Source organism: Mesorhizobium sp. CNPSo 4689, assembly GCF_057784325.1.
In genome coordinates this window covers 42,907-57,000 of sequence record NZ_JBWLUZ010000010.1, presented here as the reverse complement: position 1 = coordinate 57,000, position 14,094 = coordinate 42,907, and the positions used below count along the sequence as shown (strand labels likewise).

Here is a 14,094-nt window from a genome sequence, read left to right as displayed (position 1 = left end):
TTAAGGCCTCCAGCGCAGGAAATTGGTGATCAGCGCCAGGCCGAGCGCCTGGCTCTTCTCGGGATGGAACTGTGTGCCGACGAGATTGTCGCGCGCGACTGTCGCCGTCACCGGGCCGCCATAGTCGGCAATTGCCAGCACCTCGTCGGCCTTCTTCGCATCGAGATGGTAGGAATGGACGAAATAGGCGTGCAATCCCTTGGTCCCGGTCGTGATGCCCGAAAACAGCGGATGCTTGCGCGTCATCTCGATCGTGTTCCAGCCGATCTGCGGTATCTTCAGTGCCGGATCGGTGGGCGTGATCTCCTTGACGTCGCCGGCGATCCAGCCAAAGCCCTTGGTCACGGTCTTTTCCAGACCACGTTCCGACATCAGCTGCATGCCGACGCAGATGCCGAAGAAGGGCCGGCCCTTGACGATCGCCACCTCTTCCACCGCGTCCCACATGCCGGCGACGGCCTTGAGGCCGGCCGCGCAGTCGGCATAGGCGCCGACGCCGGGCAGCACGATGCGGTCGGCGGTGCGGACGCGTTCCGCATCGGCGGTCAGCTCGATCGCCGCCGCGATGCCGGCCTCATGCGCGGCGCGCTCGAAGGCCTTGGTGGCCGAGCGCAGATTGCCCGACCCGTAATCGATGATCGCAACCCGCATGTCAGGTTTTTCCCGGGATGTGGGTCAGTCCCAGCGCCATGCCCATCTGCGCCGGGCGCGCCTGGGTGGCGTCCGGAATGATGCGCGGCACGGGCGCCGGCTCATCCGCCTGCGCGTCGGCTTCCAGTGCCTGGCGCGTCTCGGCGTCGTCGAGCCTGTCGGCTTCGACGACGCCCCAGTCGTGCCAGCCGCGGCGGCGCAGGGCCGCGATCCGCAGCGCCTGCCCCTCCAGCCCGACATAGAGCGAGACCAGCAGCGACAGCAGCGAGCCGGCCCAGGCCAGCCCCAGTTTTTCGCCAAGCATCGACAGGATGGCCATGACGACAAAGGCCAATGCGGCCTCGATCCACAGCCGGTGCCAGGCGAGCCACAGCGGCGAAAACAGAAAGCCGAGCCAGCTGAAACCGTCGCGCACAAAGACTGAATCAACCCTCTCGCCGCGGCCCGACGGTTCCATCACGACATAGATGGCCATCGCCTATCCTTTCAGAGATCCCTTGGTGGAGGGCACCGCGTCCGGCTGGCGCGGGTCGCGTTCGAGTGCTGCGCGCAGCGTCCGCGCCACCGCCTTGAAGCAGGTCTCGGCGATGTGGTGGTTGTTGGCGCCGTAATGATTGGTCACGTGCAGCGTGATCCCGGCGTTCTGCGCCAGCGCCTGGAAGAATTCGCGCACCAGCTCGGTGTCGAAGGTGCCGATCTTGGGCGACGAGAAGGATACGTTCCAGACCAGGAACGGACGGCCGGAGACGTCGATCGCCGCCCTGGTCAGCGTCTCGTCCATGGCAAGATCGATCGAGGCATAGCGCATGATGCCGCGCCGCTCGCCGAGCGCCTTGGCCAGCGCCTGGCCGAGCGCGATGCCGGTATCCTCGACCGTGTGGTGGTCGTCGATGTGCAAATCGCCCTTGGCCTTCACCGTCATGTCGATCAGCGAGTGGCGCGACAACTGGTCCAGCATATGGTCGAAGAAGCCGACGCCGGTCGCAATGTCGGATTTGCCCGAGCCGTCGACATGGACCGATACGGAGATATCGGTTTCTTTGGTCTTGCGGCTTGCTTCGGCGGAACGGGGCGACATGACCTCATCCTTGTCCAGGGTTTCACGCCTTCCAAGCCCTCACACGCTTGAAAGCGAGAGCCTTCTAGCAGCATGATCCGGCGATTGCCAGTTGCCATGCGCGGCGCTATCGAGGCTTGCCGGAGGCCGGTTTGCAATCGCTTGACCCATGCATACATATGGCCGATCAAGTCACTCGTAACGCGCCGGATCGCCTTATCGGGATCGGTGCTGATCGGAGCAGGAAATGTCGAATGAACTGACCATGCATGCCACGACCATCGTGACGGTGCGCAAGGGCAGCAAGGTGGTGATCGCCGGCGACGGCCAGGTCAGCCTTGGCCAGACCATCATGAAGGGCAACGCCAAGAAGGTGCGCCGCATCGGCAAGGGCGGCAATGTCATTGCCGGTTTCGCCGGCGCCACCGCCGATGCCTTCACTCTTCTGGAGCGGCTTGAAGCCAAGCTCGAACAATATCCGGAGCAGCTGACGCGCGCCTGCGTCGAGCTCGCCAAGGACTGGCGCACCGACCGCTACCTGCGCCGGCTGGAAGCCATGATGCTGGTGGCCGACAAGTCGGTCTCGCTGGCGCTGACCGGCACCGGCGACGTGCTCGAACCCGAACATGGCGTCATGGCCATCGGCTCCGGCGGCAATTACGCGCTGGCCGCCGCCCGCGCCCTGATGGATTCCGACAAGAACGCCGAAGAGATCGCCCGCAAGGCGATGCAGATCGCGTCCGACATCTGCGTCTACACCAACAACAACTTCGTCATCGAAACGCTCGATGCCGCCTGAGCGGGCCAAACAGAGCGATGTGTACGAATTTCGGCCGGTGACCGAAAAGGACCTGCCGATGATCGCCGGTTGGCTGGCCGAACCGCATGTCGCCGAATGGTGGGACGATCCCGACAAGGAAATCACCGAGATCCGTGAGCATATCGACTCGATTTCGGTCGAACCGCTGATCGTCGAGCTGGACGGCAAGCCGATCGCCTATCTGCAGAGCTACGATCCGCATCTGGAGGACGACCATCCCTATGCCGACCAGCCGTTCGGCACGCTGGGCATCGACCTGTCCATCGGCAGGCCGGAGCTGGTCGGCGTCGGCCATGGCTCGGCCATCGTGCGTCAGTTCGTCGAACAGCTTTTCGAGGAAGGGGTGCCGCGCGTCATCATCGATCCGCATCCGCAGAACGCGCGCGCCATCCGCGCCTATGAGAAGGCCGGCTTCAGGGCGATCGGACGCAGGCAATCGGAATATGGGGACGCCGTGCTGATGGCCGTTGATGCGGCCGATGGCGACGCGCAAGTGGGGCACTGACCAAATGAACACTATCGGCGAAGACAAGACGCTATCGGCCTATGAAGACAGCTGGCGGATGGGGCTTCTGCTCGTGCTGGCTCTGGTCATCTTCCAGGCCGGGGTCCTCTACGGCATGGGCCATCCGCCGATCTGCACCTGCGGCTACGTGAAGCTCTGGCACGGTGTCGTGAACAGCTCCGAGAATTCCCAGCACATTTCCGACTGGTACACGCCTTCGCACATCATCCACGGCTTCCTGTTCTATGCGCTGGCGTGGTTCTTGTTTCCGCGTTCGCCGGTCGGCCTGCGGCTGGCGTTCGCCGTCCTCATCGAAGGCGGCTGGGAGCTCTTGGAAAACAGCCCCTTCATCATCGACCGCTATCGGGCCGGCACCATCTCGCTCAACTATTACGGCGACAGCATCATCAATTCCGTGGCGGATACGTTCGCCATGGTGCTGGGATTTGTGATGGCGCGAAAGCTTCCTATATGGGTGATCGTCAGCCTTGCCGTGATCTTCGAACTGGGCACCGGCTACATCATCCGGGACAATCTGACGCTCAACGTGATCATGCTGCTGCATCCGTTTGAGTCCATCCGGCAGTGGCAAAGTGGAATTTGAGTGATATGAGCACATTCTCCCCGCGCGAAATCGTTTCGGAACTCGACCGCTTCATCATCGGCCAGAAGGACGCCAAGCGCGCCGTGGCCATTGCCTTGCGCAACCGCTGGCGCCGCCAGCAGCTCGAAGGCCAGATGCGCGAAGAGGTGATGCCGAAGAACATCCTGATGATCGGGCCGACCGGCGTCGGCAAGACCGAGATCTCGCGCCGCCTGGCGCGTCTCGCCGGAGCGCCCTTCGTCAAGGTCGAGGCCACCAAGTTCACCGAGGTCGGCTATGTCGGCCGTGACGTCGAGCAGATCATCCGCGACCTGGTCGAGATCGCCATCGGCCTGGTGCGCGAGAAGATGCGCGAGGACGTCAAGGCGCGCGCCCACATCAATGCCGAGGAACGGGTGCTTGAGGCGCTCGTCGGCAAGACGGCAAGCCCGGCCACGCGCGACTCCTTCCGCAAGAAGCTGCGCGACGGCGAGCTCGACGACAAGGAGATCGAGGTCGAAGTGGCCGACACCGGCACCGGCGGCATGCCCGGCTTCGAGATTCCCGGCATGCCGGGCGGCAATATCGGCGTGCTCAACATCAACGACATGCTGTCGAAGGCGATGGGCGGCCAGAGGACCAAGACACGCAAGACGACGGTGAAGGAATCCTACGCGCTGCTGATCAGCGACGAGTCAGACAAGCTGCTCGACCAGGACGAGGTGGTGCGCCGGGCGCTGGAATCGACCGAAAACGACGGCATCGTCTTCCTCGACGAGATCGACAAGATCGCGTCGCGCGAAGGCGGCATCGGCGCCGGCGTCTCCCGCGAAGGCGTGCAGCGCGACCTGCTGCCGCTGGTCGAGGGCACCACGGTGGCGACCAAATACGGACCGGTGAAGACCGACCACATCCTGTTTATCGCCTCGGGTGCGTTCCACGTCGCCAAGCCGTCGGACCTGCTGCCGGAACTGCAGGGCCGCCTGCCGATCCGCGTCGAACTGCGGGCGCTGGAGAAGGACGATTTCGTCCGCATCCTGACCGAGACCGAGGCCAGCCTGATCAAGCAGTACATCGCGCTGATGAAGACCGAAGGCGTCGAGCTCAGCTTCTCCGATGACGCCATCGATTCGCTTGCCGGCATCGCCGTCGATCTCAACGCCAGCGTCGAGAACATCGGCGCCAGGCGCCTGCAGACGGTGATGGAGCGGGTGCTGGACGAGATTTCCTACGACGCGCCGGACCGCAACGGCACGTCGGTCACCATCGATGCCGCCTATGTGGAAAAGCATGTCGGCGACCTTTCCAGGAACACGGATTTGTCCAGATTCATCCTGTAGAAGCGGCGCCGGGCAGCTCCCGACCCAAGAACCAGGGTGTGGCCAAATGGAAGCATCTGGCCGCTTTCGTCCGGCGAGACGAGGCGGTTCTCTCGACTCTCCATTGAGCTTTACCTAGTTTGCCCGGCGACTCACAGGCGGCGGTGCATGAAAAAACGCATACTTCTCCTTCTCGGCTTGGCGCTGGCGGCAGCGGTGCCCGCCGCCGATGCGGCGACGCTGGTGCCGCCGGGAAACCGCAATGCCGAGCAGCCCGACATACCGGGCGCCTCGAGCCGCCGCACCCAGGCCACCAACACCACCTTCCAGGCCAAGTACCGCAAGGTTTACGCGCTGCTGCAGAACGACGCCGACCTTCGCGGCAAGATCAAGCAGCAGGCGGCGGCCTATGGCATCGATCCCATTCACATCGTCGGCGCCATCGTCGGCGAGCATACCTACAATGTCGATGCCTACGACCGGCTGCAGACCTACTACGTCAAGGCGATCTCCTATCTGTCGAGCAGGCTCGCCTTCGCCTATGAGGGCGAGGACATCACGGATTTCGTGCAAAGGCCGGAATTCAAGAAATGCGCCGGCCTGACCGACAGCTACGATCTGTGGGAGTGCCGCGAGCAGGTGTGGAACCATGCCTTCCGCGGCAAGAGTGTGGGCGGCGAGAGCTTTCCCAACGACCGTTTCGGGGCCACCTTCTTCCAGCCCTATTATGCCGGCCAGACCTTCGGCCTTGGCCAGCTCAACCCGCTGACCGCGCTGCAGATGAGCGATCTCGTGCACAAGGTGTCCGGCCTGCCCAAGCTCGACGTCGCCGATCCGAACGGGGTCTACAAGACAATCATGGATCCGGACCTGACGCTGCCTTACGTCGCGGCGACGATCAGCAAATCGATCGATGCCTACAAGAGCATCGCCGGCTTCGACATTTCGGGCAATCCCGGCCTCACGGCGACGCTCTACAATGTCGGCAATCCCGAGCAGCGCGCCGAAGCGCTGAAGGCCGAGAACGACAAGCGCCGAGCCGCCAGCGAGCCCGAAAAGCTGCCCGAGGAAAATTATTATGGCTGGCTGGTCAACGACAAGTTGGCGGAGCTGAAGGCGCTCTTTTAGAGCTGAGGGGTAAGCTGCTCAGGCCTGGGATTCGAGGAACGCCTCGAACTTGCGCAATTCCTCGGCGTCCACCCCGACCATGTGCTGCGGTGCTGGATAGGCGCCGGACTGGATGTCGGCGGCATACTCGCTGAACGCGGCAATGCGCTCGTTCTGGATACGGTCGAACTCCGCCGCCAGGTCGCGATAGCGTTTGGCATGGCGCGGATAGTGTCCGCGATGGGTGCCGAGCACATCTTCCGAGAACAGATACTGGGCATCGCAGCCGGCGCCCGCCCCCATCGAGATCATAATCAGCGGCGTGCGCCTGGAGATCGCGCTCGCCATTTCGGCCGGCACCACCTCGATCTCAGCGGCGAAGGCACCTGCCGCTTCCAGGTCCCTGACCTGCTTCCAGACGAAGGCAGCACTTTCGGCGGTCTTGCCCACCGCCTTGAAGCCACCCGTCCAGGTCGCGTGCGCCGGGATCAGCCCGACATGACCGCAGACCGGAATATGCTCGTCGCGCAGCCGCCGGATCGTCTGCAGGCTGGCCGAACAATACATGGCGTCGGCGCTCGCGGCCCGCAGCTTCACCGCTGTACGTAAAATCTCGTCAGTGGTCGCGCCCATTTTGGGCTGCTCGTCGCCGGGAATGGCAAAGCGGGTCGGTGCCGCGTCGCGAAACCGCGGGTCGAAGATCAGGTCGTAGGGGACCGAGATGATATCGATGCTGGCGCGCTCCGCGGCCTCGGCCTCTTCCAGCGAGAAGACCCTGAGCTTGGAAAGCTGCCGCTTGCCCTTCAGCGATTGCAGGTCGGCAACCGTCGGTCTGGTGCGCGGCATTTTCTTCCCCCTATGTCCTTGATTTCCGGATGGCGCGGTTCACGCCGCCAGCAGCGACTTCAGCTTGACCGTCTGTGAGCCGAGCGCCTCCGGCGCCGGCTTCGCCCGCTTGGCGATCAGCATTTCGGCCAGCCTGATGTCGCGGGCGACTGCATTGCCCGGCCCGATGCCGCTTGCGGCGACCAGACGGCCGTCCCCAGCCAGATGGAACAGGATGAAGGCGCCGTCTTCGAGGTCGCGGCGCACGACGCTGTGCCCCTCGTCCGACAGCCCGGCAATCTGCAAGGTCAGGCCATATTGATCCGACCAGAACCACGGCACGGCGGCATGGGCCTCGCCGGCGCCCAGCATGTTCCTGGCCGCCAGCGCGCCTTGCTCCTGCGCGTTGCGCCAGGCTTCAAGCCGCACCCGCCTTCCGCCATAGACGGCAAGCGGAAACGAGCAGCAATCGCCGGCGGCAAAGATGTCCGGATCGCCGGTGCGAAGTTCGGCGTCGACGGCGATGCCGTTGTCGATGGTCAATCCCGCTTCCGCAGCCAGTGCGGTCACCGGCACTGCGCCGATGCCGATGATAGCGAGGTCGGCAACGACCTCCAGCCCGCCGGCAAGCGTGATGCGCACCTCGGCGCCGTTATCGGCGATCGCCGCGATGCCCTGGCCGGCGAGGATCGTCACGCCTTCGGTCTCGTGCTGCTTGTGGATGATCTCGGCGATTTCGGCGGGCACGCCGCGCATCAGGATGCGCGGCTGCGCTTCGACGACGGTGACATAAGCGCCGAGTTTGCGCGCCGAGGCAGCGAGTTCGAGACCGATGAAGCCGCCGCCGATGATTGCCACGCGGTTTCCGGCCCTGAGATGGGCGCGGATGGCCTTCGCGTCATTGAAGGTCCTGAGATACACGCAGCGCGCTCCGAGGCCCGGCATCGGCAGCTTGCGCGGCAGCGAGCCGGTCGCCAGCAGGAGCTTGTCGTACGGCAGCGCCGAGCCATCCGACAGGCGCACGACATGGGCGGTGCGGTCGATCGCCACGGCCTGAACCGAATGGATATGCCGGATCGACCGTTCGGCCAGGATTTCATCGCTGGCGATCGCCTTGATCGCGGGCGCCTCGCCGGTCATGGCCTCTTTCGACAGCGGCGGCCGCTCATAGGGCAGATGCGGCTCGTCGCCGACCAGCGTCACCGGACCTTCGAAGCCGAGATCGCGCAGCGCGAGTGCGGCGCGTCCGCCGCATTCGCCGGCGCCGATGATGACCATTGCCTTTGTCATCACCGTCATCCGATCTGAATGAGGACTTTGCCGGCGTCGACCTTGACCGGATAGGTCCTGAGGTTGACGCAGGCTGGCGCGCCTCTCGCCGCCCCGGTCTTGTAGTTGAAGCGGCCATTGTGCTTCGGGCATTCGATGATGTCGTCCATCACCAACCCGTCGGCCAGATGCACCTTTTCGTGCGAGCAAAGCCCGTCCGTCGCGAAATACTCGTCGTCGGGGCTGCGGTAGATGGCGAAGGTGCGGCCGCCATGGTCGAACCGCATCACGTCTTCTTCATCTATGTCCGCGGCCTCACAGGCCTCGACCCAGTCGCTCATTGGTTCCTCCGGAAAAATTGGATTGCTCTGCGCCCGTCAGGCCGGTCATTCGGCCGCGGCGACGGCATGGTCGTTGTGCAGTTCCTCGCGATACGGCCTTGCGGTCGGCGGCAGTTCGCGTTTGAGGAAATAGTCTTCGTTGCGCAACTGACGCAGGAAGGCCGGGATCACTTCGCGATAGCCGGCGAGGATCGACGGCGTTGGCGCCGGCAGATCGTGCTTGATCAGCTCGTGCAGCCTGGGCAGCGCGTGATAGGGCACCATCGGGAACATGTGGTGCTCCACGTGGTAGTTCATGTTCCAGTAGATGAAGCGGCTGATGGGGTTCATGTAGACGGTACGGCTGTTGAGCCGGTGATCGATGACATTGTCGGCCAGCCCGCCATGCTGCAGGATGCCGGTCAGCACATGGTGCCAGGCGCCGTAAAGGCGGGGCAGCCCGACCACCATGACCGGCAGGAACGAGCCCATATAGAGCGCCAGAGCGATCGTCGCCGCATAGATCGCCAGCCAGATGCGGGCGAAGAAGATCGCCCTCGGCTGTTCCTGCTCGGGCACATAGGTCATTTCCTCGGCGCTGATGATGCCGGCCGCGTGGCGGACCATGTCCTTCATGGCATGCCAGGCATCGAGGACGCCGACGAAGGCGAAAATGACGCGGATGAGGTCGGGCGGCCGCATGATGGCGATCTCGGGGTCGCGGCCGACGATGATGGTGTCGGTATGGTGGCGCGTATGGCTCCAGCGCCAGGTCACCGGGTTGCGCATGATCATGAAGCAGGCGATCTGATAGATCGCGTCGTTCATCCACTGCGTGCGGAAGGCGGTGCCGTGGCCGCATTCGTGCCAGCGTGAATCGGTCGAGGAACCGTAGAGCGTGCCGTAGACGAAGAAGAACGGCACGCACCACCAGGTACCCCAGAACCAGGCGCCGCCGGCGCCGCTCAGGATGAGCACGCCGAGCCAGATGATGGTGTCGCGCATTGCCGGCCCGTCGGAGCGCTGCATCAACTCCTTCATCTGCTTGCGCGGAACATCGGTGTGGTACCAATCGGCCGCCGCCAGCCCGTTCTCGACGGCCAGCTGCGTATCGCGGCCGACCAGGCTGTAGTCGCGCCGGGATGGCGTTGCAGACAGTGTTGCCGCCATTGGAAACCTCCACCAGCGCCTCGCGGTCCCTTCCCGGCGAATGCCAAGGGTATGATCGCAGGCGTCGGAATTCAAAATAGCCCCACTGGATGATAGGATCAATCTCACAAAGATAGTTTCTATCATTTCCCATCAAGATGATGTAAAAGGATTCGACACATCAGAGGGCAGTCATGGCAAAACGGCCGACCATCACCGATCTGGCGCGCATCTCCGGCGTCAGCGTTGCCACCGTCGACCGGGTGCTGAACAACCGCCTGCCGGTGCGCGAGGAAACCGCGCGCCGTGTCTATGAGGCCGCGACCGGCATCGGCTATCACGCCGCCGGGCTGATCAAGCAGCGCATGCGCCAGGAACTGCCGGAATACCGCCTCGGCTTTCTGCTGCTGAGGGGCAATGATGTTTTCTACAGCGATTTCGCGCGGGAGCTCGAACTGGCGGTGTCGCAATCGCTGCGCTTCCGTGGCGTCGCAACCATCGACTTTGCCAGTTCGCTGGCCCCCGACGAGATCGCCGCCCAGATGCGCAAGCTGGCGGCGAAGTCCAGGGCCGTCGCCGTCGTCGGCCCGGACCATCCGACGTTGACGGCGGCCGTCGAGGCGCTGAAGGCGAGGGGGCAACCGGTCTTCTCGCTGCTGTCCGACTTTGCCGCCGGCATCCGCGAGGGCTATGTCGGCCTCGACAACCGCAAGGTCGGTCGCAGCGCGGCCTGGATGATCGCCAAGGCGGTGAGGAAGCCTGGCAAGGTCGCCCTGTTCGTCGGCAGCCATCGCTTCCATGGCCATGAGCTGCGCGAGATCGGCTTCAGGTCATTCTTCCGCGAGCATGCGCCGGAATTCACGGTGATGGAGACGCTGGTCAATCTGGAAGCCAACCAAGTGACCCATGATGCGATGATCGATCTTCTGGCGCGCTATCCGGATCTTGCCGGCTGCTATGTCGCCGGCGGCGGCATGGAAGGCGCGGTCTCGGCGCTCAGGGCAGCGAGGCCCGAAAACATGCCGGTGGTCGTCTGCAACGAGATCAATGCCGAATCGCGCGCAGCACTCGCCGACAACATCCTCACCATGGTGATTTCCACGCCGCTGCCGGCGCTCTGCCGCGAGCTTGTCGGCCTCATGGCGCACGCCATCGAAACCGGTGCCGCCAATGCGCCGGGCCAGACCTTCCTGCCCTTCGACATTTACCTGCCGGAAAACATCTAGGCCATCGAGCCATTCGGAATGATGGGATCCATCACCCTGATAGAATATTGCAAGGCCCTGTCGCGAAAATCCGGCATCGGTTTTTGGAATCGCTCTTGACGGCCTCCCCAAAAATGGAATAAATATTTCACTGACTAGGCATTTTGGTCCTTTCGTTCCGGAACATCTGTTTCAAACAGAGGGCTTGGCGTTCCAATCGCTGGCAAAACGCCATCCGGAGCAGGGGAGCAGGCGGGAGAGATTCCTCGGGAGATCGGGGATTCCGGGCGAGATCGGTGCAGCCGGACACCAATGTGTGGAGGAGAAATACAATGAAGAAACTGATTTTGGGCGTCGCCTTTGCGGCGCTGATGAGTTCGTCGGCATTCGCGGCCAAGGTCGGCGTGTCGATGGCCAAGTTCGACGACAACTTCCTGACCGTGCTGCGCAACGGCATGATCGAGCAGGCCAAGGGCATGGACGGTGTCGAGCTGCAGGTCGAGGACGCGCAGAACGACGTCGCCAAGCAGCTTGACCAGATCAAGAACTTCGTCGCCTCTGGCGTCGACGCCATCATCGTCAACCCGGTCGACACCTCGGCCACCCAGGCGATGTCGGATGCCGCGGCCGCGGCCAAGGTCCCGCTGGTCTATGTCAACCGCGAGCCGGTCAATGTCGACACGCTGCCGGAAAACCAGGCCTTCGTCGCCTCGAACGAGGCCGATTCCGGCACGCTCGAGACCAAGGAAGTCTGCCGCCTGTTCACCGAAGCCGGCAAGAAGGAAGCCAATGTCTATGTGATCATGGGCGAGCTTTCCAACCAGGCCGCGGTAATGCGCACCAAGGACATTGACGACGTGATCGCCACGCCGGAATGCAGCTTCATCAAGATCATCGACAAGCAGACGTCGAACTGGAACCGCGATGAGGCCCAGAACCTGATGACCAACTGGCTGTCGACCGGCAAGCCGTTCGACGGTGTCATCGCCAACAACGACGAAAGCGCCATCGGCGCCATCCAGGCGATGAAGGCCGCCAACATCGACATGAAGACGGTCGTCGTCGGCGGCGTCGACGCCACCCAGGACGCGCTGGCTGCGATGCAGGCGGGCGACCTTGACGCGACCGTGTTCCAGGACGCGGCCGGCCAGGGTGCCGGTGCCCTCGACGCGGCGCTGAAGCTGGCCAAGGGCGAGAAGGTCGAACGGAAGGTCTATATCCCCTTCCAGCTCGTCACGCCGGCCAACATCGACAAGTTCCTGAAGAAGAACTGAGCCAGGCGCTTCGATAGGGGGCGGCGCATCAAATCAGAAAAACAGCGCCGCTCCTCACTTTCCTCCCGCCCCAGCGGGCGGGAGGATGAATGCGGCCGACGGAGGAAAAGACGTGGCACAGACATCTCATGGCATCGGTGGGCTCACCTATGATGCAAAAAAACGGGCATGGCCTGCCGAGTTCAACGTTTTCCTGGCGCTCGTCATCCTCGTCGGCGCTTTCGAACTGATTGGCCGGGTCTTTCTCGGCGACAGTTTCCTGTTCAACACCCGCGACAATGTCGATGCGATCTTCAACCAGCAGCGCCTCGAAATCATCATCCTGCAGGTGTCGATCGTCGGTATCATCGCCATCGGTGTGACGCAGGTGATCATCACCGGCGGCATCGATCTGTCCTCGGGCTCGGTCGTCGGCGCCACGGCGATGATCGCCATGAGCTTCGCCCAGGTGGCGACGGTCAATGGCAACCCGAACCCCAAGGCGATGTTCGTCGGCTGGACCGACCTGCCGGTGATCGTTCCGGTGCTGGTCGCCATTGGCTGCGGCCTGCTGGCCGGCCTGGTCAATGGTGCCTTGATCGCCTACACGCGCATCCCGCCCTTCATCGCCACGCTCGGCATGATGGTCACGGCGCGCGGCATCGCCAAATGGTGGTCGAAGGGACAGCCGATCTCGTTTCCGACCGAGAGTTTCGCTGGCATAGGCAAGGGCCTGATGCCGGTCGTGATCTTCATCTCGCTGGCGATACTGTTCCAGCTGATCCTGACCTACACCAAATACGGCAAGCACTGTTATGCGATAGGCTCCAATGAGGACGCCGCGCGCATGTCGGGCATCAAGATCGCCAACCACAAGATTCTCGTCTACGTCATCGCCAGCATCCTCGCCTCGCTCGCCGCCGTGGTGCTGTGCTCCAAGAACCTCACCGCCCAGTCCGGCATGGGCGTCATGTACGAACTCGACGCCATCGCCATGGCGGTCATCGGCGGCGTCTCGCTGTCGGGCGGCCGCGGCTCGATCATCGGCACGGTGATCGGCTCGCTGATCTTCGGTGTCATCATCTCCGGCTTCACCTTTCTGCGCCTCGACGCCTACTACCAGGAGATGGTCAAGGGCGTGATCATCGTCGGCGCGGTGGTTCTCGATCAATGGCGCCAGCGTCGCCGCGCGATAGGAGCTTGACCATGTCGGACATCATTCTGAAGACCGAAAACCTGACCAAGCGCTATGGCGGCGTGCATGCGCTCGAAGGCGCCAACTTCGAGCTGCGCAAGGGCGAACATGTCGCCATCATGGGCGACAACGGCGCCGGCAAATCGACCTTCGTGCGCCAGATCACCGGCGTCGAGCAGCGCACCGACGGCAAGGTCTGGTTCGACGGCAAGGAAGTGAACTTCGCCGGCCCGATCGAGGCGCGCGAGGCGGGCATCGAAACGGTGTTCCAGAACCTGGCGCTCGCCGACGATCTCGACGTGCCGTCGAACCTGTTCCTCGGCCGCGAAAAGGTGCTGTTCAACCTCGGCCCGTTCTCGATCCTCGACCGCAAGTATATGCGCAAGGCGACCGAGGCCGCACTGGTCCGCACGGCGGTGAAGATCCCCAATTTGTCCAGCACCATCCGCCACATGTCGGGCGGTCAGCGGCAATGCGTGGCGATCGCCAGGACCGCGACTTTTGCCTCGAAACTGATCATCATGGACGAGCCGACGGCCGCCCTTGGCGTGCAGGAGACGGCGCAGGTCGAAAACATCATCCGCACGCTGAAGGCAAACGGCGAGCCTCTGATCCTGATCAGCCACAACATGCGCCAGGTGTTCGATCTCGTCGACCGCATCGTCGTCTTCCGGCGCGGCAAGATCGTCGCCAATCTGCGCAAGCAGGACACCGACGGCAACGACATCGTCGCCTACATCACCGGCAGCAAGACCGGGGAGGCGGAGCTTGCGGCAGCCTAGTATTGTTTGCGGCGGGCGGTAGCCTCTAGCGGCCCGCTGCAATCCTAAAATCAT

Annotated in this window: 16 protein-coding genes; 9 read left to right on the top strand and 7 right to left on the bottom strand. The window is 63.4% G+C overall.

Annotation, left to right across the window (positions count from 1 at the left end; all coding sequences use genetic code 11):
• Genes hisH through hisB form a run of 3 tightly spaced genes read right to left on the bottom strand, consistent with a single transcriptional unit; the run spans position 1 to position 1,729 of the window.
• Complete coding sequence (gene hisH, locus AC04SI_RS16025) at positions 1–651, bottom strand: imidazole glycerol phosphate synthase subunit HisH (protein ID WP_404274604.1); 651 nt, start codon at positions 649–651, stop codon at positions 1–3.
• Between the two features lies 1 nt (position 652).
• Positions 653–1,126, bottom strand: a complete 474-nt coding sequence (locus AC04SI_RS16020) for a DUF2628 domain-containing protein (protein WP_404274606.1) — start codon at positions 1,124–1,126, stop codon at positions 653–655.
• Between the two features lie 3 nt (positions 1,127–1,129).
• Entirely contained in the window at positions 1,130–1,729 is a 600-nt protein-coding gene (gene hisB / locus AC04SI_RS16015; protein WP_404274608.1) for an imidazoleglycerol-phosphate dehydratase HisB, read from the bottom strand.
• A 226-nt stretch (positions 1,730–1,955) separates the two neighbouring features.
• Here hisB and hslV point away from each other — a divergent pair, with 226 nt between their 5' ends.
• The 5 genes from hslV (at position 1,956) to AC04SI_RS15990 (ending at position 6,063) form a co-directional block, all read left to right on the top strand.
• Positions 1,956–2,507 carry an ATP-dependent protease subunit HslV gene (gene hslV, locus AC04SI_RS16010; protein ID WP_404274609.1) on the top strand — a complete coding sequence of 184 codons (552 nt, stop codon included), beginning with the start codon at positions 1,956–1,958 and terminating at the stop codon, positions 2,505–2,507.
• Positions 2,497–3,033, top strand: a complete 537-nt coding sequence (locus tag AC04SI_RS16005) for a GNAT family N-acetyltransferase (RefSeq protein WP_488474494.1) — start codon at positions 2,497–2,499, stop codon at positions 3,031–3,033. Before hslV ends, AC04SI_RS16005 begins: the two co-directional genes overlap by 11 nt.
• A 4-nt stretch (positions 3,034–3,037) precedes the next feature.
• Complete coding sequence (locus tag AC04SI_RS16000; protein ID WP_436246463.1) at positions 3,038–3,637, top strand: DUF2585 domain-containing protein; 600 nt, start codon at positions 3,038–3,040, stop codon at positions 3,635–3,637.
• Between the two features lie 5 nt (positions 3,638–3,642).
• Positions 3,643–4,956 (top strand): ATP-dependent protease ATPase subunit HslU, encoded by a 1,314-nt coding sequence (gene hslU / locus AC04SI_RS15995; protein ID WP_488474493.1) that lies wholly within the window; start codon positions 3,643–3,645, stop codon positions 4,954–4,956.
• A gap of 147 nt (positions 4,957–5,103) precedes the next feature.
• Complete coding sequence (locus AC04SI_RS15990) at positions 5,104–6,063, top strand: DUF1402 family protein (RefSeq protein ID WP_488474492.1); 960 nt, start codon at positions 5,104–5,106, stop codon at positions 6,061–6,063.
• 18 nt (positions 6,064–6,081) lie between these two features.
• Here AC04SI_RS15990 and AC04SI_RS15985 read toward each other — a convergent pair whose 3' ends face one another.
• From AC04SI_RS15985 to AC04SI_RS15970, 4 genes are read right to left on the bottom strand one after another with little or no spacing between them, the layout of a single operon-like run.
• Positions 6,082–6,888 (bottom strand): 3-methyl-2-oxobutanoate hydroxymethyltransferase, encoded by an 807-nt coding sequence (locus AC04SI_RS15985; protein WP_488474491.1) that lies wholly within the window; start codon positions 6,886–6,888, stop codon positions 6,082–6,084.
• Between the two features lie 39 nt (positions 6,889–6,927).
• Entirely contained in the window at positions 6,928–8,166 is a 1,239-nt protein-coding gene (locus AC04SI_RS15980) for an NAD(P)/FAD-dependent oxidoreductase (RefSeq protein ID WP_488474490.1), read from the bottom strand.
• Positions 8,163–8,477 carry a Rieske (2Fe-2S) protein gene (locus AC04SI_RS15975; protein ID WP_488474489.1) on the bottom strand — a complete coding sequence of 105 codons (315 nt, stop codon included), beginning with the start codon at positions 8,475–8,477 and terminating at the stop codon, positions 8,163–8,165. The genes AC04SI_RS15980 and AC04SI_RS15975 overlap by 4 nt, the downstream gene beginning before the upstream one ends.
• 45 nt (positions 8,478–8,522) lie before the next feature.
• A complete protein-coding gene (locus AC04SI_RS15970) occupies positions 8,523–9,626 on the bottom strand; it encodes a fatty acid desaturase family protein (protein ID WP_488474488.1) in 1,104 nt (367 codons plus the stop codon).
• Positions 9,627–9,799: 173 nt separating this feature from the next.
• Between AC04SI_RS15970 and AC04SI_RS15965 the strand changes: the two genes are divergently transcribed.
• The 4 genes from AC04SI_RS15965 to AC04SI_RS15950 all read left to right on the top strand — a co-directional run bounded on the left by AC04SI_RS15965 (position 9,800) and on the right by AC04SI_RS15950 (position 14,040).
• The gene (locus AC04SI_RS15965; protein WP_488474487.1) at positions 9,800–10,831 is read left to right on the top strand and encodes a LacI family DNA-binding transcriptional regulator; all 1,032 of its coding nucleotides are present in this window, start codon (positions 9,800–9,802) and stop codon (positions 10,829–10,831) included.
• A 311-nt stretch (positions 10,832–11,142) separates the two neighbouring features.
• The gene (locus AC04SI_RS15960) at positions 11,143–12,084 is read left to right on the top strand and encodes a sugar ABC transporter substrate-binding protein (RefSeq protein WP_192178316.1); all 942 of its coding nucleotides are present in this window, start codon (positions 11,143–11,145) and stop codon (positions 12,082–12,084) included.
• Positions 12,085–12,196: 112 nt separating this feature from the next.
• A complete protein-coding gene (locus tag AC04SI_RS15955; RefSeq protein ID WP_436246455.1) occupies positions 12,197–13,267 on the top strand; it encodes an ABC transporter permease in 1,071 nt (356 codons plus the stop codon).
• A 2-nt stretch (positions 13,268–13,269) separates the two neighbouring features.
• Entirely contained in the window at positions 13,270–14,040 is a 771-nt protein-coding gene (locus AC04SI_RS15950) for an ATP-binding cassette domain-containing protein (RefSeq protein WP_192178314.1), read from the top strand.
• The last annotated feature ends 54 nt before the right edge of the window (positions 14,041–14,094 follow it).

Excerpts from the sequence above, each read along its gene's own strand:
- AC04SI_RS15980 (WP_488474490.1), bottom strand. The coding sequence starts at position 8,166 with ATGACGGTGATGACAAAGGCAATGGTCATCATCGGCGCCGGCGAATGC.
- AC04SI_RS15990 (WP_488474492.1), top strand. The coding sequence starts at position 5,104 with ATGAAAAAACGCATACTTCTCCTTCTCGGCTTGGCGCTGGCGGCAGCG.
- AC04SI_RS15970 (WP_488474488.1), bottom strand. The coding sequence starts at position 9,626 with ATGGCGGCAACACTGTCTGCAACGCCATCCCGGCGCGACTACAGCCTG.
- AC04SI_RS15965 (WP_488474487.1), top strand. The coding sequence starts at position 9,800 with ATGGCAAAACGGCCGACCATCACCGATCTGGCGCGCATCTCCGGCGTC.
- hisB (WP_404274608.1), bottom strand. The coding sequence starts at position 1,729 with ATGTCGCCCCGTTCCGCCGAAGCAAGCCGCAAGACCAAAGAAACCGAT.
- AC04SI_RS15975 (WP_488474489.1), bottom strand. The coding sequence starts at position 8,477 with ATGAGCGACTGGGTCGAGGCCTGTGAGGCCGCGGACATAGATGAAGAA.
- AC04SI_RS15950 (WP_192178314.1), top strand. The coding sequence starts at position 13,270 with ATGTCGGACATCATTCTGAAGACCGAAAACCTGACCAAGCGCTATGGC.
- AC04SI_RS16000 (WP_436246463.1), top strand. The coding sequence starts at position 3,038 with ATGAACACTATCGGCGAAGACAAGACGCTATCGGCCTATGAAGACAGC.
- AC04SI_RS15985 (WP_488474491.1), bottom strand. The coding sequence starts at position 6,888 with ATGCCGCGCACCAGACCGACGGTTGCCGACCTGCAATCGCTGAAGGGC.
- AC04SI_RS16020 (WP_404274606.1), bottom strand. The coding sequence starts at position 1,126 with ATGGCCATCTATGTCGTGATGGAACCGTCGGGCCGCGGCGAGAGGGTT.
- hslU (WP_488474493.1), top strand. The coding sequence starts at position 3,643 with ATGAGCACATTCTCCCCGCGCGAAATCGTTTCGGAACTCGACCGCTTC.
- AC04SI_RS15960 (WP_192178316.1), top strand. The coding sequence starts at position 11,143 with ATGAAGAAACTGATTTTGGGCGTCGCCTTTGCGGCGCTGATGAGTTCG.
- hslV (WP_404274609.1), top strand. The coding sequence starts at position 1,956 with ATGTCGAATGAACTGACCATGCATGCCACGACCATCGTGACGGTGCGC.
- hisH (WP_404274604.1), bottom strand. The coding sequence starts at position 651 with ATGCGGGTTGCGATCATCGATTACGGGTCGGGCAATCTGCGCTCGGCC.
- AC04SI_RS16005 (WP_488474494.1), top strand. The coding sequence starts at position 2,497 with ATGCCGCCTGAGCGGGCCAAACAGAGCGATGTGTACGAATTTCGGCCG.